General features: G+C 64.8%; 21 protein-coding genes. 11 read left to right on the forward strand and 10 right to left on the reverse strand.

The features are described 5' to 3' along the window. Positions 1-54 precede the first annotated feature (54 nt). The gene (locus tag EC839_RS11240) at positions 55-1,515 is read right to left on the reverse strand and encodes a mannose-1-phosphate guanylyltransferase/mannose-6-phosphate isomerase (protein ID WP_007161874.1); all 1,461 of its coding nucleotides are present in this window, start codon (positions 1,513-1,515) and stop codon (positions 55-57) included. 396 nt (positions 1,516-1,911) lie between these two features. Beyond that, on the reverse strand, positions 1,912-2,691 hold the full coding sequence (gene yaaA, locus EC839_RS11245; RefSeq protein WP_007161875.1) for a peroxide stress protein YaaA: 780 nt from the start codon (positions 2,689-2,691) through the stop codon (positions 1,912-1,914). A gap of 353 nt (positions 2,692-3,044) precedes the next feature. Here yaaA and EC839_RS11250 point away from each other — a divergent pair, with 353 nt between their 5' ends. From EC839_RS11250 to moaE, 4 genes are all read left to right on the forward strand, one after another. Next, positions 3,045-4,436, forward strand: coding sequence for a PhoH family protein (locus tag EC839_RS11250; protein WP_007161876.1), 1,392 nt, complete (start codon positions 3,045-3,047; stop codon positions 4,434-4,436). An 86-nt stretch (positions 4,437-4,522) separates the two neighbouring features. After that, positions 4,523-5,002, forward strand: coding sequence for a cyclic pyranopterin monophosphate synthase MoaC (gene moaC / locus EC839_RS11255; RefSeq protein WP_007161877.1), 480 nt, complete (start codon positions 4,523-4,525; stop codon positions 5,000-5,002). After that, complete coding sequence (locus tag EC839_RS11260) at positions 4,999-5,250, forward strand: MoaD/ThiS family protein (RefSeq protein ID WP_007161878.1); 252 nt, start codon at positions 4,999-5,001, stop codon at positions 5,248-5,250. The genes moaC and EC839_RS11260 overlap by 4 nt, the downstream gene beginning before the upstream one ends. A gap of 2 nt (positions 5,251-5,252) precedes the next feature. Further along, the gene (moaE, locus tag EC839_RS11265) at positions 5,253-5,708 is read left to right on the forward strand and encodes a molybdopterin synthase catalytic subunit MoaE (RefSeq protein WP_007161879.1); all 456 of its coding nucleotides are present in this window, start codon (positions 5,253-5,255) and stop codon (positions 5,706-5,708) included. Between the two features lie 235 nt (positions 5,709-5,943). Here the strand turns inward: moaE and rhlB are convergent, their stop codons facing one another. From rhlB to EC839_RS11280, 3 genes are all read right to left on the reverse strand, one after another. Beyond that, positions 5,944-7,449 carry an ATP-dependent RNA helicase RhlB gene (gene rhlB, locus EC839_RS11270; protein ID WP_007161880.1) on the reverse strand — a complete coding sequence of 502 codons (1,506 nt, stop codon included), beginning with the start codon at positions 7,447-7,449 and terminating at the stop codon, positions 5,944-5,946. Positions 7,450-7,544: 95 nt separating this feature from the next. Next, positions 7,545-8,495, reverse strand: a complete 951-nt coding sequence (locus tag EC839_RS11275) for a GGDEF domain-containing protein (protein ID WP_007161881.1) — start codon at positions 8,493-8,495, stop codon at positions 7,545-7,547. Positions 8,496-8,694: 199 nt separating this feature from the next. Beyond that, entirely contained in the window at positions 8,695-9,339 is a 645-nt protein-coding gene (locus tag EC839_RS11280) for an alpha/beta hydrolase (RefSeq protein ID WP_007161882.1), read from the reverse strand. A 382-nt stretch (positions 9,340-9,721) separates the two neighbouring features. On the opposite strand from EC839_RS11280, the gene EC839_RS11285 reads away from it, so the two are divergent. From EC839_RS11285 to EC839_RS11315, 7 genes are all read left to right on the forward strand, one after another. Beyond that, a complete protein-coding gene (locus EC839_RS11285; RefSeq protein WP_039976150.1) occupies positions 9,722-10,750 on the forward strand; it encodes an amino acid ABC transporter substrate-binding protein in 1,029 nt (342 codons plus the stop codon). 100 nt (positions 10,751-10,850) lie between these two features. Further along, positions 10,851-12,038, forward strand: a complete 1,188-nt coding sequence (locus tag EC839_RS11290; RefSeq protein WP_007161884.1) for an amino acid ABC transporter permease — start codon at positions 10,851-10,853, stop codon at positions 12,036-12,038. Between the two features lie 9 nt (positions 12,039-12,047). Beyond that, the gene (locus EC839_RS11295) at positions 12,048-13,148 is read left to right on the forward strand and encodes an amino acid ABC transporter permease (protein WP_007161885.1); all 1,101 of its coding nucleotides are present in this window, start codon (positions 12,048-12,050) and stop codon (positions 13,146-13,148) included. 10 nt (positions 13,149-13,158) lie between these two features. Further along, positions 13,159-13,926 carry an amino acid ABC transporter ATP-binding protein gene (locus EC839_RS11300; RefSeq protein WP_039976153.1) on the forward strand — a complete coding sequence of 256 codons (768 nt, stop codon included), beginning with the start codon at positions 13,159-13,161 and terminating at the stop codon, positions 13,924-13,926. Positions 13,927-14,190: 264 nt separating this feature from the next. After that, entirely contained in the window at positions 14,191-14,883 is a 693-nt protein-coding gene (pcsA, locus tag EC839_RS11305) for a phosphatidylcholine synthase (protein WP_085982652.1), read from the forward strand. A gap of 2 nt (positions 14,884-14,885) precedes the next feature. Next, the gene (locus EC839_RS11310; protein ID WP_237709569.1) at positions 14,886-15,206 is read left to right on the forward strand and encodes a GIY-YIG nuclease family protein; all 321 of its coding nucleotides are present in this window, start codon (positions 14,886-14,888) and stop codon (positions 15,204-15,206) included. After that, positions 15,194-16,132 carry a glutathione S-transferase family protein gene (locus tag EC839_RS11315; RefSeq protein ID WP_132832551.1) on the forward strand — a complete coding sequence of 313 codons (939 nt, stop codon included), beginning with the start codon at positions 15,194-15,196 and terminating at the stop codon, positions 16,130-16,132. The genes EC839_RS11310 and EC839_RS11315 overlap by 13 nt, the downstream gene beginning before the upstream one ends. Before the next feature lie 59 nt (positions 16,133-16,191). Here the strand turns inward: EC839_RS11315 and EC839_RS11320 are convergent, their stop codons facing one another. From EC839_RS11320 to EC839_RS11340, 5 genes are all read right to left on the reverse strand, one after another. Beyond that, positions 16,192-16,812 carry a flavin reductase family protein gene (locus EC839_RS11320; protein WP_007161890.1) on the reverse strand — a complete coding sequence of 207 codons (621 nt, stop codon included), beginning with the start codon at positions 16,810-16,812 and terminating at the stop codon, positions 16,192-16,194. A 10-nt stretch (positions 16,813-16,822) separates the two neighbouring features. Then, a complete protein-coding gene (locus EC839_RS11325; RefSeq protein ID WP_007161891.1) occupies positions 16,823-17,293 on the reverse strand; it encodes a metallophosphoesterase family protein in 471 nt (156 codons plus the stop codon). A gap of 10 nt (positions 17,294-17,303) precedes the next feature. Continuing rightward, positions 17,304-18,833 carry an apoptosis inducing factor family protein gene (locus EC839_RS11330; RefSeq protein ID WP_007161892.1) on the reverse strand — a complete coding sequence of 510 codons (1,530 nt, stop codon included), beginning with the start codon at positions 18,831-18,833 and terminating at the stop codon, positions 17,304-17,306. Positions 18,834-18,912: 79 nt separating this feature from the next. Further along, on the reverse strand, positions 18,913-19,827 hold the full coding sequence (locus tag EC839_RS11335) for a cation diffusion facilitator family transporter (protein ID WP_007161893.1): 915 nt from the start codon (positions 19,825-19,827) through the stop codon (positions 18,913-18,915). Beyond that, positions 19,827-20,252 (reverse strand): hypothetical protein, encoded by a 426-nt coding sequence (locus EC839_RS11340; RefSeq protein ID WP_007161894.1) that lies wholly within the window; start codon positions 20,250-20,252, stop codon positions 19,827-19,829. Before EC839_RS11340 ends, EC839_RS11335 begins: the two co-directional genes overlap by 1 nt. Between the last annotated feature and the right edge of the window lie 42 nt (positions 20,253-20,294).

A 20,294-nucleotide genomic window follows, 5' to 3' on the forward strand; every position in this document is an offset into this window, starting at 1 on the left:
GAAAATGCAGACACCGGCCGAAGCCGGTGTCTGTTCATTGCCGTGCAGCGAGGCTTAGCGGGTCGACGCCTTGCCGGCCTTGGCGACTTCCAGGGCCTGGGTGTCGACGCGGCCGTAGATGTCTTCGAAGCGGACGATGTCGTCCTCGCCCAGGTAGCCACCGGACTGCACTTCGATCAGCTCCAGCGGTACCTTGCCGGGGTTGGCCAGGCGGTGCACGGAGGTCATCGGCAGGTAGGTGGACTGGTTTTCGGTCAGCAGGAAGACCTTGTCGTCACAGGTGACCTCGGCGGTACCCGAGACCACGATCCAGTGCTCGGCACGGTGGTGGTGCATCTGCAGCGACAGCTGGGCGCCCGGCTTGACGGTGATACGCTTGACCTGGAAGCGCTGGCCCATGTCGATGGAGTCGTAGGAACCCCAGGGACGGAAGACTTCCTGGTGGGCCTTAACCTCGTTGCGGTTCTGCTTCTCGAGGGTGTTGACCAGCTTCTTGACGTCCTGGACCTTGTCCTTGTGGGCGATCATGACGGCGTCCTTGGTTTCCACCACGACCACGTCGTCCAGACCGACCAGGGTCACCAGCTTGCCGTTGCCGTGCACCAGGCAGTTGCGGCTGTCATGCAGGACGACGTCGCCCTTGATGACGTTGCCGTTGTTGTCCTTGGCATGCACGTCCCACAGCGCGGACCAGGAACCGACGTCGTTCCAGCCGGCGGTCATGGGCACCACGCAGGCGCGGGTGGTCTTTTCCATCACGGCGTAGTCGATGGAATTGTCCGGGCAGACGGCGAATGTGGCGGCATCGATGCTGATGTTGATGCCGTCGATGCTGCTGCGCTCCAGCGCCAGCAGGCAGGTGTCATAGATGTCGGTGTCGTGCTTCTTCAGCTCTTCCAGGAAACGGCTGGCGCGGAACAGGAAGATACCGCTGTTCCAGCAGTAGTCGCCGGAGGCCACGTATTCGGTGGCGGTGACGGCATCGGGCTTCTCGACGAAGCGCTCGACGCGGGACACGCCCTGGGGCAGACCGTCGTTGGAGCCGGTCTTGATGTAGCCGTAGCCGGTCTCGGGCGCGGTGGCCGGGATACCGAACAGCACCATCTCGCCACGCTCGGCGGCGGCGGCGGCCTGTTGCAGGGCGGCCTTGAATTCGGCTTCGTCCTCGATCACGTGATCGGCGGGCAGCACCAGCATCAGGTCGTCCTTGCCGTCAGCGACCAGTTGCATGGCGGCGATGGCCACGGCCGGCGCGGTGTTGCGACCGAAGGGCTCCATGATCAGCGCCTGGGGCTTGCACTCGACGGCCTTGAGCTGCTCTTCCACCAGGTAACGGTGTTCGGCATTGCAGACGATGATGGGGCAATCGATGCTGCCCTCGCAGCCCAGGCGATTGATGGTCTCCTGGAACATGGTCTGTTCGCTGGTCAGTGCCAGGAACTGCTTGGGGTAGAGCTTGCGCGAGAGGGGCCAGAGTCGCGAGCCGCTACCACCGGACAGGATGACGGGAATCATGGGCGTTACTCCTTCAGCGTCTGCTGATTTGTGGCCGCTGTCCCTGAGGTCGGGACGAAGCGTCCGTGCTTCGAAAGATCAACCGGCCGAAATGTCGACCGGTACAAATTGAACGTGCGGACTGATTGCCATTGGCCAGCATGACCCAGGGCAAGGACCAGACAAAGACAGAATCAAACGAAAGTGGTTCTCAGCGAATTTTCCTTTTTCCGGAAAGGCAGCGGTTTTGAGATGTCCGGCAACTTTTCGTGCCTGAACCGTCTCCGCTACGAGGCTGAAACCTTTTTTATTGGAGGGAGATGACAGTCTTTCATGGACGCATTCCACCGATTGTGACTTCCTAGCCAGTTTGAAGGCAAAGCAAGCCAGCGCCTCTGCCATCCGTCGATTACCCGGCTATTCAAGAGGATTGTCCCGCAAGAATACCAGCTTGTCTGAGCTGGAGCGCTCGCTTGAATAGCGATAGCCCTGGTCATCGAAGTTGCGCAGGTCGTCCACCGCGGTGACGCGCTGCTTGATCACGTGCCGCGCCATCAGGCCGCGGGCCTTCTTGGCATAGAAGCTGATGATCTTGTAGTCGTCATTCTTGAGATCGCGAAACTCCACGTCCACGACCCGGGCCTGCAGGTGCGCGCGGCGTACCGCGCTGAAATACTCGTTCGAGGCCAGATTCAGCAGGACATCGTCACCCTGGGCCGCGAGATCCGCCTTGAGCCAGTCGCTGATGCGCTCGCCCCAGAAGGCGTAGAGGTCCTTGCCCCGGGCATTGGCGAAGCGGGTGCCCATCTCCAGGCGATAGGGTTGCATCAGGTCCAGCGGACGCAACAGGCCATAGAGTCCGGAGAGCATGCGCAGGTGGCGCTGGGCGAAGTCGAAATCGTCTTCCTGGAAGTCTTCGGCGGCAAGCCCGGTGTAGACGTCGCCCTTGAAGGCCAGCAGCGCCTGCTTGGCATTCTCCGGCGTGAAGTCCGGGGTCCAGCTGCCGAAGCGGGCGACATTGAGGGTGGCGATCTTGTCGGACACCCCCATGAGCGCGGCGACCTCCGCCGGCGCGAGCTGCCGGAGTCCGTCGATCAGCTCACGGGAGTGCTCCAGGTATTGCGGCAGGGTATGGCGGGACGTGCTCGGCGGTGTGCTGTAGTCCAGCGTCTTGGCGGGTGAAATCACCATCAGCATCGGCTTGGCTCCTCTTGGCGAGGCGCCATTCTAGAAGCCTCCGCCGCTGGGCTCCAGTGGCCCTTGCCGATGGGATCGATAGGTATTGACCACGCTCCCGGGGCTAGGTTGCCAGGCCAGGCGGCAGGAAATACCGGTCCGCGAAAAAAACCGGGTACCGCCAAAAAAAGCCTTTGTGCCCAAGGCCTTTTGCGTTATTACCGAAGTGTCCGTCGCATCTCTCGGGTCCCGTGCCCTCATGTTGGCCGGTCCGTGAACCCGTTGCTGGAGCGACGGCACCTTTCGCAGCGGAGCGTCGTCTGGCGCTCCGTCGACAGGCTTGCGAGTCAAGCGTTTCTACGAGGTGACCGAGTATGGATGATCACGGACGTTCCCGCCCCACCCAGCCCACCCTCTATGTGCTCGACACCAACGTACTGATCCACGACCCCAACGCGCTGCTCAATTTCGAGGAGCACCACGTCGCCATTCCCATGACGGTCCTGGAGGAACTCGACAAGCTCAAGACCGGCAAGCACAACGTTGCCGCCGAATGCCGGCAGGCGATCCGCCTGATCGACAGCGTCCTCGCCGAATCCTCGCCCGAGGACGTCGAGCGGGGCGTACCCATCCCCCGTGGCAAGGGCGAGGCCAAGGGGCGGCTGTCCATCCTCATGGGTCGTCGCGCCGGGCCCATGGCCTGTCTGCCCGACGACATCAACGACAACCGCATCATCAACCAGCTCGTCGAATTGCGTACCCAGCATCCCCAGGAGCGGGTCGTGCTGGTGACCAAGGACATCAATATGCGCCTCAAGGCGCGGGGTTGCGGCATTGCCGCCGAGGACTACCAGACCGACCAGTTGCTCGACGACGTCTCCCTGCTGTCCCAGGGTTACCACAATCTGCCGGGGTCCTTCTGGGACAATGTCAGCAAGGTGGAAAGCCGGCAGGAGCTGGGCCGGGTCTGGCACCGGGTGCAGCTGGCGGCCGAGATGCCGCCTTTCAACGTCAACGACTTCGTGCTCGACGAGCAGGGCTTCGTCGGCTGGGTCAAGGCGGTGCGCGATGGCGAGGTCATTCTGCTCGACATGCACCAGGAACCCCTGATGCACCAGGAAGCCTGGGGCCTCAAGCCGCGCGACATCTATCAGGCGCTGGCGCTGTTCGCCCTGCTGGAGCCGGATATCCATCTGGTCAACCTGACCGGCGCGGCGGGTTCCGGCAAGACCATCCTGGCGCTGGCCGCGGCCATTGAACAGACCATGGTTACCAAGAGATACCGGCGGATCATCGCCACCCGTAGCGTCCAGGGTCTGGACGAGGACATCGGCTTCCTGCCCGGGACCGAGGCCGAGAAGATGGAACCCTGGCTGGGCGCCATCACCGACAACCTCGAAGCCCTGCACATGGATGACCACAATCCCCACGGCAGCGTGGACTACATCCTCAGCAAGGTACCGCTGCAGTTCAAGTCGCTGAACTACATCCGCGGCCGCAGTTTCCAGCAGAGTCTGATCCTCATCGACGAATGCCAGAACCTTACCCCGCACCAGATGAAGACCATCATCACCCGTGCCGGCAGTGGCTCTAAGGTGATCTGCCTGGGTAACCTGGCGCAGATCGACACGCCGTACCTCTCGGCCACCAGCTCGGGCCTCACCTATCTCTCCGAGCGCTTCAAGGGCTTCAACCACGGGGTGCACATCACCCTGCAGGGTGTGCCCCGTTCCGTCCTCGCCGAATACGCCGAGGCCCATCTGTAACTCCCCCGATCCCCGTCCGGTCACGGGCGGGGATCAAATCCCCAACCGCGGGTCTACAATGGCAGGTCTTTTCCAGGAGTCATGCCGTGCTGACCCATCTCGATTCCCAAGGCCGTGCCAACATGGTCGATGTCACCGACAAGCAGGTGACCTTCCGTGAAGCCACCGCCGAAGCCCGGGTGCGCATGCGTCCGGAAACCCTCGACCTGATCCAGAGCGGCGGCCACCCCAAGGGCGATGTTTTCGCCGTGGCCCGTATCGCCGGCATCCAGGCGGCCAAGAAGACCGCCGACCTCATCCCGCTCTGCCATCCGCTGATGCTGACCGGCGTCAAGGTCCAACTGGCCGCCGAAGCGCCCGATGCGGTGCGGATCACCGCCACCTGCAAGCTGTCCGGCCAGACCGGGGTGGAGATGGAGGCCCTGACCGCCGCCAGCGTTGCAGCCCTGACCCTTTACGACATGTGCAAGGCGGTCGATCGGGGCATGACCATCGAGGCGGTGCGGCTGCTGGAAAAGAATGGCGGCAAGAGCGGTCATTTCCGCGCCGAGGAGCAATCGGCATGATCCGCGTGCAATTCTTCGCCCGCTATCGCGAAATGCTGGGCCGTGCCGAGGACAGCCTGGCATGGGCGCCTGAGCTGGCCACCGTTGGCGACCTGCGCGAGCACCTGGTACAGCGCGGCGGAAGCTGGGCCGAGACCCTGGGTGAACGAGGGCTGATGTGCGCGCGCAACGAAGAACTCTGCGGCCTGGCCGAGCCGCTGCGTGATGGCGACGAGGTCGCCTTCTTTCCCACCGTGACCGGAGGCTAGACATGGCCATTCGTGTGCAGGCCGCGGCCTTCGATCCCGGCCAGGAGCTCAATGCCCTGCATGCCGCCAACACCGGTATCGGTGCCGTGGTGGGTTTCGTGGGGTACGTGCGGGATTTCAATGACGGGCGCGACGTCGGCGGGCTGTTCCTCGAACACTTTCCCGGCATGACCGAAAAGGCCCTGGCGCGCATCGTCGAAGAGGCGAAGCAGCGCTGGCCGCTGCTCGGGGTCGATATCCTGCATCGCATCGGTCGCCTGGAACCGGGCGAGCCCATCGTCTTCGTCGGCACCGCCAGCGCCCATCGCCAGGCCGCCTTCGACGCCTGCAATTTCGTGATGGACTATCTCAAGACCCGCGCACCCTTCTGGAAGAAGGAAGATACGGCCGAAGGCCCGCGCTGGGTGGAAGGCCGCGCCAGCGATCAGGATGCCGCGGGGCGTTGGGCGAAGGCCTGATGGGGTAGGGTGGAAAACCGCGTTAGCGTTTTCCACCTGCTGCCTAAAGGCTGGCGGTGGATGAGGCTACGCCGTCATCCACCCTACGACAGGTGATTTCCAGCGGCTGGCAATCACCGCGCGTGCGCAGCGCTAAGACTTATCGCGGCCATGGGCCGCTCCTACAGAGGCGCGATATAGGTGTAGGAGCGGCCGCATCGGCGGACCGCCATGGCCGCGATCGAGCAGCACTCTATTAACGCTGCCGCGGCACCGACTTGAGCAATTCGGCCGGGGGCATTTCGCAGGAGATCTTGCGACCCAGCAGGGTCTCGATGGGCGGCAGGGCGAAGGCGTCGTCCTCGCCGGCGAAGCTGATTGAGGTGCCGCTGGCGCCAGCCCGACCGGTACGGCCGATGCGGTGCACGTAGTCGTCCGGATCTTCCGGCAGGGTGAAGTTGATCACGTGGCTGATGCCGTCGACGTGAATGCCGCGACCGGCCACGTCGGTGGCCACCAGCACGCGGATCTTGCCGGCGCGGAAGCCTTCCAGGGTCTTGATGCGCTTGTGCTGGGGTACGTCGCCGGACATCTGGGCGGCGCTGATGCCGTCCTTGGTCAGGCGTTCCTCGATGCGGCGCACCTCGTCACGACGGTTGGCGAACACCATCACCCGCTCCCAGTTGTTCTGGGCCACCAGGTTGTAGAGCAGCTTGTATTTGTCGCTGGAAGAGACCGCATAGACGTGCTGCTCGACGGTGTCGCTGGCCACGTTTTCCGGCTCGATCTCGACGATGGCCGGATCAGTGGTCCACTGCCGCGCCAGGTTCATCACATCGTCGGTGAAGGTGGCGGAGAACAGCAGGGTCTGGCGTTCGCTCTTGGGCGGCGTCTGGCGGATGATCTGGCGAACCTGGGGAATGAAGCCCATGTCCAGCATGCGATCGGCCTCGTCCAGCACCATCACCTCGACCATGTCCAGGTGCACCTCGCCGCGCTGGTTGAAGTCCAGCAGGCGGCCCGGGGTGGCGACCAGGATGTCGCAATAGCGCGCTTCGAGCTGCTTGAGTTGCTTGTCGAAGTCCATGCCGCCGACAAAGCTCATGACGTTGAGACCGGTGTACTTGGCCAGGTCCAGGGCGTCGTTGGCGATCTGCACCACCAGTTCACGGGTCGGCGCGATGATCAGTGCCCGCGGTTCGCCCATGTACCTTTCCTTGGGCGGCGGGGTGGTCAGCAACTGGGTGATCGTCGAGATCAGGAAGGCAGCGGTCTTGCCGGTACCGGTCTGGGCGCGACCGATGGCGTCCTTGCCCTTGAGCGTGAAGCCCAGCACCTGCGCCTGGATCGGCGTGCAGTAGGGAAAGCCGAGGTCATGGATGCCGTGCATCAGCCGCGGATCCAGCTTGAAGTCGTGGAAGCGGGTCTTGCCTTCCTGCGGCTCGACCACGAAGTCTTCCAGTTTCCAGGTGTCGACCGGCTTGGGCTTGCGCGGGCTGCGTTCGCGACGCGGCTTGGCGGCTCTTTCCGCCTGGGCGCGCGGCTCCTGTTTTTCGGCCTGGACGCGCGGCTCCTGGCTACGGGATTCGCCTGGGTTGCGCGGTTTGCGTGGCGCACGCTCGGCCTGGGGCTCGGGCGCCAGGGATGCAGGAGAGGAGGGGGCTGCAGGAGCGACGCTGGGGGTAGCTTGGGGCGCAGGGGAGGGAGTCGGCTGAGCGACCTCCTGATCCTTGCCCAGAAATTTTTTGAGTGCCTTGAGCACGGAGGGTCTCGATCATCGAAAGCGGAATGAGACCGCAGTGTAAAGCAACCTACGTGCCCGGCAACAACTACCTGCCGAACGCAAGCGCAATCCGCTCAGCCGCTGATCCGATTGCGCCCGGCATCCTTGGCCTGGTAGAGCGACTTGTCCGCACGCCCTACCAGTTCGTCCAGGGAGTCGGCCTTGCGCATCTGGGCCAGTCCGATGGACACGGTCACCCCCGGCAGCTTGCCGCAGGGCGAATAGAAGTCCTTGATCTCCGCCAGGCTCTGGCGCAGGCGCTCGGCGATGGCGATGGCTTCGTCGCGGTCGATCTCCGGCAGCAGGATGACGAACTCCTCGCCGCCATAGCGCGCCATGCTGTCCTTGGGTCTCAGCTGGTCGCGCAGGGTGTTGGCCACCAGGCACAGGGCATAGTCGCCCGCCAGGTGACCATGGGTGTCGTTGTAGCGCTTGAAGTGATCCACATCCAGCATCAGCAGGCTCAAGGGCTGCCGATTGAAGGCGCAACGGGTGCTCTCGCGCTCGAACAGCTGTTCGAGCCGCCGACGATTGAAGAGGCCGGTCAGGGTGTCGACGTTGGCATTGCGTTCGGTATCGACGATGAGCTGGTTGCCACGGCGCATCCGCTCGCAGAGGATGCCGAGCAGGTTGTGCATGGCCTTGGAAGAGCGCTCGATCAGCTCCAGCACCAGATCGCGGTGCAGGCAGAGCACCTGGGTGTCGGCTTCGGCGATGACGTGGGCGCTAGGCCGCTCGCTGTCCATGAAGCTGATCTCGCCCGAGCATTCGCCCGGACCCAGCAGATAGATGGGCGGATTTTCCGGCGAGCCTAGGTGGACCCGCAGGCGGCCTTCCAGGATGAGATACATGTACTGGTTGAGCATGGCGGGCGAGAGCAGGCACTCGCCAGCGACCAGGCTGCGCGTGGCCGAGCGGGCGATCAGGGCTTCCAGCAGATAGGTCTCCACGCCCTTGAACAGGCGCAGGTCCTTCAGGGAATCGACCGGGACTTCGGCCAACCAGACCGACAAGGGGGCAGCCATCAAAGGATCACCCCTGGGACTGAAAGGAAAACTCGGGCCATAGCTGCTCCATGCACATCACGACCTTCAGGCACCCACACTGGACCGGATGGGTACCTCAAAGTTCGTTCGCTTTGCCCTTTTCAGGCCTCCCTTCGCGTCCAGATTCTGCAAATTGTCGACCGGTTTCCAAAAACGAAGCGGTCCGGCAATTCGCCCTTTATTTTCCGCCGAGACGTGCCAGCAGCCAGCCCTGGATGTCCTGGATCTCCGCGGGGATGACCTCGTGGCGCATGGGGTAGCTGTGCCAGAGCGCTTCCACGCCCGCGGCCACCAGCGCCTCGTAGGCGGCTCGCCCCAGGGCCAGGGGTACCACGTCGTCCTGCTCGCCGTGCAAGCACAGCACCGGGGTGGCCCCGCCCCGATTGACCTGGGCGTCCTCGAAGCTGGGTGCATAGGTCGACAGTGCCATGACGCCGCCCAGTGTCGGGCAGGCGGTGTTGTAGGCGGTGTGCAGGACCACGGCGCCGCCCTGGGAAAAGCCGGCCAGCACGATGCGTTCGGCCGCAATGCCCTGGGCCTGCTGGGCGTCGATCAGCGCCCGGACCGTGGCGGCCGAGGCGTCCAGCTGGGCGCGGTCTATGGCCCGGGCCGGATTCATGGCCAGGATGTCGTACCAGGACGGCATGGCCCAGCCGCCATTGATGGTGACCGCCTGGATGGGCGCCTGGGGCAGGACGAAACGGGTCGACGTCAGGCTGCGCTGCAACAATTCGGCAACGGGTTCGAAGTCATGCTGGGTTGCCCCCAGGCCATGCAACCAAATGACGCAGCTATCGGCGGTTCCGCTGGGCGATTCCAGCACAAGAGGCGAATTTTCCAAGGCTTTGCTCCAGTTTGGTGCCACTAAAAATGGGTGTGGTAACAGATGGTGCACAAAATGCGTGTCGCATTTTCGTAATTCTGTTGTCCGGCTTTTTGCTCGAAGTCACGCAGTTGCCGGGTTTGAGCGAAGTGAGCAGCTGTCGCATTCACTGGTCCGCAAATTGCCTCATCTAGGCTGCGGCCAGGTAGTGCACTAACAGGTAACACTGACTCACTGCTTCGTCACGCCTTCCAGCGCGTCTCCTCCATCCCTTGATCGAGGACGCCCAGGGACCGGGTGGGCGGGTTACACGGCAATCAGGCGAGAGACATCGCTGCCGTGCGACTGGAAACGTAATTCATAAACAAAGTGGAGCTTATCGATGAAGATGGTGAAGTCTACCCTGGCAATTCTGACCACCGCCGCTGCTCTGGGCCTGTCCGGCATGGCTCACGCGGGCGCTACCCTGGATGCGGTGAAGAACAAAGGTTTCGTGCAATGCGGCGTCAGCGATGGCCTGCCGGGCTTCTCCTACACCGACTCCAAGGGTGACTACAAGGGCATCGACGTCGACGTATGCCGCGCCGTGGCCGCTGCGGTCTTCGGTGACTCCACCAAGGTTCGCTTCACGCCCCTGACCGCCAAGGAGCGCTTCACCGCGCTGCAATCCGGCGAAATCGACGTGCTGTCGCGCAACACCACCTGGACCAGCTCCCGCGATGGCGGCATGGGTCTGATCTTCGCCGGCGTCACCTACTACGACGGTCAGGGCTTCCTGGTGAACAAGAAGCTGGGTGTGAAGAGCGCCAAGGAACTGGACGGCGCCACCGTGTGCATCCAGGCCGGCACCACCACCGAACTCAACTTGGCCGACTACTTCCGTTCCAACGGCATGAAGTTCACCCCCATCACCTACAGCACCTCGGACGAGAGCGCCAAGTCCATGGAAGCCGGTCGTTGCGACGTGCTGACCTCCGACCAGTCGCAGCTCTATGCCCAGCGCAACAAGCTGGCCAGCCCTGACGACTACGTCGTGCTGCCCGAGGTGATCTCCAAGGAGCCCCTGGCGCCGGCCGTCCGTCGTGGCGACGAAGACTGGCTGACCGTGGTCAAGTGGTCGCTGTTCGCCATGGTCAACGCCGAAGAACTGGGTCTGACCTCCGCCAACGTCGAAGCCCAGGCCAAGGATTCCAAGAATCCTGACGTGCGTCGTCTGCTGGGTGCCGATGGCGAATTCGGCAAGGATCTGAAGCTGCCGAAGGACTGGGCGGTGAAGATCGTCAAGCAGGTCGGCAACTACGGCGAAGTCTTCGAGCGTAACGTCGGCATGGGCAGCGATCTGAAGATCAAGCGCGGCCTCAACGCCCTGTGGAATGCAGGCGGTCTGCAGTACGCCCCGCCGGTCCGTTGATCTCGGCGCCTTAGTCGCCGAACACCTTCCGGATGTGCAGATTCTCGCCCTGCAGCGCTGCCCGCGCTGTGGGGCGAGAATTTAATGAGGCTCCTAGTAGATGCAAAACGTTAGCAAACCGTCCGCGCCGGTTCGTGGGTCGCTGCTCACCGACCCGCAGGTTCGTTCCTGGCTGTTCCAGATCGTGGCCGTGGTCGCCGTGGTGTCCTTTGGCTGGTTCCTGTTCAACAACACCCAGACCAACCTCGCCAACCGGGGTATCACCTCGGGCTTCGGCTTTCTCAACAACACCGCCGGTTTCGGCATTCCCCAGCACCTGATTCCCTACAGCGAGGGCGACACCTACGGGCGCGTCTTCCTGGTCGGGCTGCTCAACACCCTGCTGGTTTCGGTGATCGGCATCGTCCTGGCGACCATCATCGGCTTCACTGTGGGTGTGGCGCGCCTGTCGAACAACTGGCTGCTGCGCAAGGTCGCCACGGTCTACATCGAGACCTTCCGCAACATTCCACCGCTGCTGCTGATCTTCTTCGTCTATTTCGCCGTGCTCGCGCCCCTGCCGGGCCCGCGACAAAGCCTGAGCCTGGGCGGCGCGCTGTTCGTCAACAACCGCGGCCTGTACATGCCGGCGCCGATCGCCGACGCCGGCTTGCTGCCCGGCCTGATCGCGCTGCTCATCGCCATCGTCGCCAGCGTGGTGGTGGTGCGCTGGGCGCGCAAGCGTCGGCATGCCACGGGGCAGCGCTTTCCGGTGCTCTGGACGGTGCTGGCACTGCTGATCGGGATTCCGCTGCTGGCGGCCCTGGTCTTTGGCAAGCCGCTGCACTGGGAGCTGCCGGAACTGCAGGGCTTCAACCTGCGCGGTGGCTGGGTGATCATCCCCGAGCTGGTGTCCCTGGCGGTGGCCCTGTCGGTCTATACCGCGGCCTTCATCGGGGAAACGGTGCGCGGCGGCATCCAGGCGGTCAGCCATGGCCAGACCGAGGCGGCCAGCTCCCTGGGCCTGCGTCCGGGGCTGACCCTGCGGCTGGTGATCATTCCCCAGGCCCTGCGGGTGATCATTCCCCCGCTGACCAACCAGTATCTGAACCTGATGAAGAACTCCTCGCTGGGCGCCGCGGTGGGCTATCCGGAGATGGTGGCGCTGTTCGCCGGCACCACCCTGAACCAGACCGGTCAGGCCATCGAGACCATGGCCATCACCATGAGCGTCTACCTGGCCATCAGCATCAGCATCAGTCTCCTGATGAACTGGTACAACAAGCGCATCGCGCTGATCGAGCGTTAAGGAGCGCGTATGAGTAACCAGACCCATACCTTCAAACCGGACCTGCCGCCGCCGCCTTCCAGCGTCGGTGCCCTGGCCTGGATCCGTGGCAACCTGTTTTCCAGTATCGGCAATACCCTGCTGACGCTGTTCGGTCTCTATATCGTCTGGCTGATCGTGCCGCCGGTGGTGAACTGGGCCTTCATCAACGCCACCTGGAGCGGCAGCACCCGTGCCGATTGCGTGCCGGGCGGCGCCTGCTGGGTGTTCATCAAGGAGCGCTTCGGCCAGTTCATGTACGGCTTCTATCCCGGCGATCAGCGCTGGCGCGTGGACCTGACCGTGGTGATCGCCGTGGTCGGGGCGATTCCGCTGTTCCTCGACAGCTTCAAGCACAAGGCTCGCTACGGCCTGGCCCTGCTGGTGATCTATCCGCTGGTGGCCTTCTGGCTGCTGTATGGCGGCTTCGGTCTGCGTGTGGTGCCCACCAGCGAGTGGGGCGGCCTGATGCTGACCGTGGTGATCGCCGCGGTGGGCATCGTCGGCGCCTTGCCGCTGGGTATCCTGCTGGCCCTGGGACGGCGCTCCAAGCTGCCGGCGATCAAGGTCATCTGCGTGACCATGATCGAGTTCTGGCGCGGCATTCCGCTGATCACCGTGCTGTTCCTGTCCTCGGTGATGCTGCCGCTGTTCCTGCCCGATGGCATGAACCTGGACAAGCTGCTGCGCGCCATCGTCATGGTCATCATCTTCGAGGCGGCCTATATCGCCGAGGTGGTGCGGGGTGGCATGCAAGCCATTCCCAAGGGGCAGTACGAAGCCGCCGCCGCCATGGGCCTGGGCTACTGGCGGACCACCGGCCTGGTGATCCTGCCGCAGGCGCTCAAGCTGGTGATCCCGGGCATCGTCAACACCTTCATCGCGCTGTTCAAGGATTCGAGCCTGGTGGTCATCATCGGCCTGTTCGACCTGCTCAACAGCATCAAGCGCGCCACCTCCGACCCGGCCTGGCCTGGTCTGTCCACCGAAGGCTATGTGTTCGCCGCCCTGGTCTTCTGGATTTTCTGTTTCGCCATGTCCAGCTACTCCGCCCGTCTGGAGCGCAAGCTGAACACCGGCCACAAGCGTTAGGAGTCAACAGATGAACGTAAGCAACAAGCAGCCGGTCGACAGCAGCAAGGTCATGATCCAGCTCAAGGACGTGAACAAGTGGTACGGCCAGTTCCACGTGCTCAAGGACATCAACCTGACCGTCACCCAGGGCGAGCGCATCGTGCTGTGCGGGCCGTCCGGTTCGGGCAAGTCCACCACCATCCGCTGCATCAACCGGCTGGAAGAGCACCAGAAGGGCCAGATCATCGTCGACGGCACCGAGCTGACCAACGATCTCAAGCAGATCGAGACCATTCGCAGCGAAGTCGGCATGGTGTTCCAGCACTTCAACCTCTTCCCGCACCTGACCGTGCTGCAGAACTGCACCCTGGCACCCATGTGGGTGCGCAAGCTGCCGAAGAAGCAGGCCGAAGAGATCGCCATGCACTACCTGCAGCGGGTGCGCATTCCCGAGCAGGCCAACAAGTTTCCGGGCCAGCTGTCCGGCGGCCAGCAGCAGCGCGTGGCCATCGCCCGGGCGCTGTGCATGCAGCCGCGCATCATGCTGTTCGATGAGCCGACCTCGGCGCTCGACCCGGAGATGGTGAAGGAGGTGCTGGACACCATGATCGGTCTGGCCCAGGACGGCATGACCATGCTCTGCGTGACCCACGAGATGGGCTTTGCCCGCACCGTGGCCAACCGGGTGATCTTCATGGACAAGGGCGAAATCGTCGAACAGGCCGCTCCGGACCAGTTCTTCGACAACCCGCAGAACGAGCGTACCCGCCTGTTCCTCGGGCAGATCCTGCACTAAGCGTGTCCGGGGCGGAGACCTGTCCGCCCCGGTCGTCCTGCGAACCCAGTCACGGGCGTTCGGCGGGAAGGCGGGCAAAGGGCCGCAAGGCGCGGTATCCTCGACGTTTGGCGCCCGGTTTCCGGGGTCGGCGGTCAAGGTCCGCCTTGCCGTTCACCGGCTTCATTGTCGATTTCGTAGCGTATCGCCAGAACGGGCGGTGCGCTGGGCAGTCGAAGCCGTCATCATAGAGAGACGCCCGTGAACTCCATTTCCCATCCGCTCATGCTGACAAAAGCCAAGGCCTGGGGCGCCCATGCGGTGACCTCCAGTGGTGTGATCCTCGCGCTTCTGGCGCTGCTCGCTCTGGTCGACGGTCAACCCAAGGGTTGCCTAATGTGGCTGGGCATCGCCCTGCTCGTCGACGGTCTCGACGGCACCCTGGCGCGCAAGTTCGAAGTCAAGCGGGTACTGCCCCATTTCGACGGCTCGGCGCTGGACCTGGTGGTCGACTACCTGACCTATGTGTTCATTCCGGCCATCTTCATCTATCGCTTCGTGCCCTTGCCGCCGCATTTCGAACTGGTGGCGGTGGGCATCATCCTATTGTCGTCGCTGTTCTGTTTCTGCAATGTGAACATGAAGAGCGCCGACAACTATTTCGTTGGCTTTCCCGCGGCCTGGAACGTGGTGGCGCTGTATTTCTACGTGCTGGACCTGGCGCCCTGGTTCAGCATGGCGGTGGTGCTGGTGCTGGCCGCCCTGACCCTGACCCGGGTCAAGTTCCTGCATCCCTTCCGCGTGCGCCAGCTGATGGCGGTGAACATCACCGTGACCTCCATCTGGCTGCTCAGCAGCGCCATGATGGTGTTCGTGCATCCCGACAAGCCGCTGTGGCTGATGGTGCTCTGGTTCGCCAGCGGCATCTACTTCGTCGGCGTGTGCGTCTGGCGTACCGCCCGGGAGTGGTTCGCCTGAGGGTGAGCGACGTATCCCTGTCACCCACGCGCACCTGGTATGTCTACCTAGTGCGCGCCGAGAATCAGGCGCTCTATTGCGGCATCAGCGATGATCCCGAGCGCCGTTTCGCCCAGCACCGCAGTGGCCGCGGTGCTCGCTTCTTCGCCTCCAGTCCGGCCCAGGCGCTGGTCTATGTGGAAGCCTGTGGCGACAAGTCGACCGCCCTGCGTCGCGAAATCCAGATCAAGAAGCTGCCCAAAAAAGCCAAGGAATCCCTGGTGCTGGCCCGCGCCGGCCTGGCGTCCGCGGCCCCTTCAGGAGAGCTGTCATGTCCGAGCTGATTCTGCATCACTACTGGCAATCGCCCTTCGCCGAGAAGGCGCGCCTGCTGCTGGGCTTCAAGGGCCTGGCCTGGCGCTCGGTGATCATTCCGCGGATGCTGCCCAAGCCCGAGCTGGTGGCGCTCACCGGTGGCTATCGCAAGACGCCGGTGCTGCAGGTCGGCGCCGATGTCTATTGCGACACGGCGCTGATCGCGCGCCGCCTGGAGGCGGAAAAAGCCGTGCCGGCGCTGTTTCCGGAAGGCCAGGAAGCGGTGGTGGCCGCCCTTGCCGGCTGGGCGGACTCGGTGCTGTTCCAGCATGCCGTGGCGCTGATGTTCCAGCCGGAGATCATGGGTCCGCGGCTGGCCAGCCTGCCGCCGGAGCAGGCCCAGGCGTTCCTGGACGATCGCAAGGCGCTGTTCAACGGTGGCAGCCTGAGCCGGCTGAGTCCCGAGCAGGCCCGGCAACAGTTGCCGACCCTGCTGACCCGCCTGGAGACCCAGCTCCAGCGCAGCGCCGGCGACTTCCTGTTCGGCGCGCCCTCGGTGGCCGACATCGCCCTGGCGCACAACTTCTGGTTTCTCAAGAGCACGCCGCAACTGGCGCCCCTGGTCGACGAGCGTCCCGAGATCGCCGCCTGGTTCGCCCGGGTGCTGGGGTTCGGTCATGGTACCCATGAGGAACTCGGCGCCGCCGAGGCGCTGGAGATCGCCAGGGCGGCGGAGCCGCTGGCCTTGCCGCGCGACCAGGCCCTCGCCGTGGAAGGCTTCGCCTGGGGTGACCGGGTGAGTGTGGCGGCAACCGACTATGGGGTGGGTCCGGTGGTGGGTGAACTGGTGCATGCCGATAGCGAAGCCCTGGTGATCCGCCGTCACGACGGGCACCTGGGGGCGATCCAGGTGCATTTCCCGCGCCTGAATTTTCGCGTCAGCGCAGCGGGCTAGAGATCGCGACAACGACAACGGCGCCCGAGGGCGCCGTTTTGCATTCCAGAGCCTACCGGTCAGTCGGGGCGCCGCATGCGGAACAGCGCGGCCTCGGTGATCTCGAAATAGTCGGCCGGGCCACCGCCGCGGACGATGGGGCGAGCGGCCGCGGTCTGGTAGATGCCGTCCTTGAGCAGGCGCTTGTCGATATGGGCGGCCACCACCTCGCCCAGTACCAGCCACTGATCCAGTTCGTCTCCGGCGGCGGTCTTGAGGCGGACGATCTGGCTCAGCTTGCATTCGAAGGCCACCTGGGCACGGGCCACACGCGGCACCTTGACCACCGTCGAAGCGGCAGGCTCCAGGCCAGCCAGGGCGAATTCGTCTACCTCGGGTCCGACCATGGCGCTGCTGGTGTTCATTTCCTCGGCCAGTTCGCGGGTGGCCAGGTTCCAGACGAATTCGCCGGTACGCTCGATGTTGGCCACGCTGTCCTTGTAGCCCTGGCTGGAAAAGCCGATCAGCGGCGGCTTGTAGTTGAAGGCATTGAAGAAGCTGTAGGGCGCCAGGTTGAGGATGCCGGTTTCGCTCTGGGAGGAGATCCAGCCGATGGGGCGCGGCGCGATGATGGCGTTGAAGGGATCGTGGGGCAGGCCATGGCCCTGGCTGGGTTCGTAGAAGTGGTAATCGATGCTCATCGGGATTCCTTCAGGGGGTGAGTTCCAGGATCTCGGCCTGGATCTGGCCGGCGTCCAGGGTCAGGCGGCCGACGCTGATCGGCAGCCGAAAGCGCCGTGGGCCAGCGCTGCCGGGGTTTATGTAGAGTACGCCATCGCGCTCTTCGATCAGCGGCTTGTGCGAGTGCCCGCTGACCACCACCCGCACCTGGGCACCGGCGGCCGCCAGGTCGAGCTCGGGCAGGATGTGCAGCATATGGATGTCGATGCCGCCCAGGGTCAGGGTGACGCGTTCGGGGATGTCGTCGGCCCAGGGCACGTCGTCGTTGTTGCCCCGGACCACCGCCAGCGGCGCCAGCTCGCGCAGGGCGTCGAGGATCTCGGGCTTGCCGATGTCGCCGGCGTGCAGGATGAAGTCGCTGCCGGCGAGGACCTCCAGGGCCTGGGGCCGAAGCAGGCCATGGGTGTCGGCGATCAGGCCGACGCGATAGGGATGGGCCATGGCAGCTCCTTTAGTTGGCCTGGACGATGTCCAGGGCCTCGGCGCGTCCCAGCGGCTGGCGCATACGCTGGGCCAGGATGGCGGTGGCACGCTCGCGCTGGCAGGCCACCACGCCCACCACCCGATCCTCGGCCAGCAGCAGGGCGACAAAGGTCTGGTCACCGAGGCTGCCATCCAGATGCATGTCGTCCCAGTGGCGGGGATGGCCGAGGTATTCGTAACGCTTGCCGTGGTGCAGGGTCCAGAAGAAGGGCACGTCCGCATAGCGCTCGGCGTGGCCCAACAGATTGCGCGCCGCCAGGCGGCCGTGTTGCTGGGCCAGGCGCCAGTGTTCGATGCGGGTCGGCTGACCGGCAAAGGGAAAGGTCGCCAGGTCGCCGACGGCGTAGAGGCCCTCGGTGGCCCGGAGCTCGGCGTCCACCGGAACGCTGCCGTCATTCGCCAGGGACAGATCAGTGAGGAAAGTGGTGGCCGGCGTGATGCCGGTACCCACCAGCACCAGGTCGGCGGGCAGCTGGCTGCCGTCCTTGAGATTGACCTGGCGGACGTGAGCGTCGCCGGTGAAGCCCACTACCTCGCTGGGGGCGTGGAAGGTCACGCCATTGGCCTCGTGCAGGGTCTTGAAGTGCTGCCCGAGGGTCTCGCCCATCTGCTTGACGAAGGGCAGGGAAGCGGGGGAGACCACGTCCACCGCCAGGCCCTGCTTGCGCAGGGCGGAGGCGGCTTCCAGGCCGATGAAGCTGGCACCGACGATCACCGCGCGGCCCTTGGCGGGCAGATCGGCGAGGATCGCGGCGGCGTCGGCGCGGGTCCGCAGCAGGTGGATGCCCTCGAGCTGGGCGCCGGGAACGTCTAGCGGCTTGGGTTCGCCACCGGTGGCGAGCACGCAGCCGTCGTAGCTCAGGGTCTGGCCGTTGGCCAGTTCCAGCTGACGGGTCTGGGGATCCAGGCGGGTCACCTCGGCATGCAGGCGTTCGATGCGCTGCTGGCGGAAGAACTCGGTCTCGCGCAGCGGCGGGGCTTCGTCGGGGGCCTTGTCGCCCTGGAGGACGAATTTGGACAGGGCCGTCCGGTCATAGGGCTCGCCCGGTTCGCGACCTATCAGCAGCAGGCGTCCGCCATAGCCGAATTCGCGCAGGGCGGCGGCCGCGGCGGTACCCGCGGCGCCGGCGCCGACGATGACGAACAGGCGGTCGTCGGGCCGAGGTTCCGCCGCCTGTGCGGGCAGGGGATCGCGGCCGACCAGCACCTCGCCATCGCGCACCTCCACCGGATAGCGCTGCAGGGCGTCCAGCGCCGGTGGTTCGCACAGGCCGCCATCCGCGACGGCAAAGCTCGCCTTGTGCCAGGGACAGATCAGGCGACCCTGGCAGACCGCGCCGTCGGCCAGGGGCGCGCCGGCGTGGGGGCATTTGGCCTGGAAGGCGCGGGCCTCGTCGCCGACGCGCAGCAGCAGGATCTCGGTGTCTTCGATCTTGACCGCGGTGCCACAGTCTTCGCGCAGGTCGGCGAAGCGCGCGACCGGATGCATGGCTTTCATGGTGGACTCCGGCGCCGTCGGGGGCGCTCTCAAATCAGGCTCAACAGATTCGAGAGAGCGCAGCGGCGCCGGGTTCCGCTCAGGTGGCGGGCGGCAGCGGATGTCGGTGCGGAACGTCGGGTGCGTCCAGCGGATCGGCGTGGACCAAGACTTCGGCCTGAGGATATTCGGCGCGGATGGCGGCTTCCACCTCGTCGCACAGCACATGGGCGCGGGACAGGCTCATCTCGCCCGGCAGCTCCAGGTGCAGTTGCACGAACCAGTGATTGCCGGAGAGGCGGGTGCGCAGGTCATGGGCACCTTCCACGCCCGGCACCTGGCAGGCCAGCTGCAGCATGTGCTCGCTGATGTCGGCGGGCAGTTCCTGGTCCATCAGTACGCCAAAGGAGTCGCGGGCGATGCCGTAGGCGCTCCAGAGGATGTAGAGGGCGATGGCCAGGCCGAACAGCGGATCCAGCCAGTACCAGCCGAAGCCGGTCAGCGCCAGGGCGACCAGGATGCCGACGTTGAGCAGCAGATCGGAGCGGTAGTGCAGGGCGTCGGCGCGGACCACCGTGGAGTCGGTGAGGCGGATGACGTGCTGCTGGTAGGCCACCAGCATGGCGGTCAGGGCCAGGGAAAACAGGGTGACGGCGATGCCCAGGCCATGGGCGCCCAGGGGCTCGGGTTGCTGCAGGCGTCCGATCGCCTGCCAGGCGATGAGCACGGCGCTGACGCCGATGAAGACCGCCTGGGCGATGCCGGCGAGGGACTCGGCCTTGCCATGGCCATAGCGATGGTCGTCGTCCGCCGGCTTGAGGGCGTAGTGTACCGCCAGCAGGTTGAACATCGAGGCCAGGCCGTCGAGCAGCGAATCGGTCAGGCCGGCGAGCAGGCTGACCGAGCCGCTGAACCACCAGGCCACGGCCTTGGCCAGGATCAGCGTCGTCGCCACCGCCACCGAGACGGCGGTGGCGCGACGCAGGAGCCGCTCGGTGCGGTGCGGGTCGCTCATCAGGCGCGCGGGGCGAGCCCCAGGCTGGCGAGCTGCTCGTTGCTGCCGCTGCGCTGCAGCAGGCGCGGATCGTCCAGCGGCAGGCTGTGGCCGGTGGCCTGCTGGATGATGGCCTTGAGGCGCGCGCGATCGACGCTGCCGTCCGAATTGACCGCCTTGTTCAGCTCGCTCGGATCGACCTCGGCGCGCTTGTTGTCGGGCAGGTAGATGGCGCCGGTGGCGAAGTCCACGCCAAAGGCGATCAGGCCGGGAATGATGTAGAACAGCAGGCCGATGGCATCGAGGGCGACGATGCCCGGATCGATCCGGCCACTGCCGGTGATCTGGCCGCGACGCTCGGGATAGAACAGCGAACCGCAAGCGGTCAGCTGGGTGAACAGGGCGGCGGCGAGGACGCCACACACCGCGCGGGTACGCATCGACATAGACAACCTCCGGTTGGATGAGGCCGCCACTATAGCGGCCGG

Origin of the sequence: Pseudomonas sp. JUb52, assembly GCF_004341115.1 — a bacterium.
Classification (GTDB): Bacteria; Pseudomonadota; Gammaproteobacteria; order Pseudomonadales; family Pseudomonadaceae; genus Chryseomonas; species Chryseomonas oryzihabitans.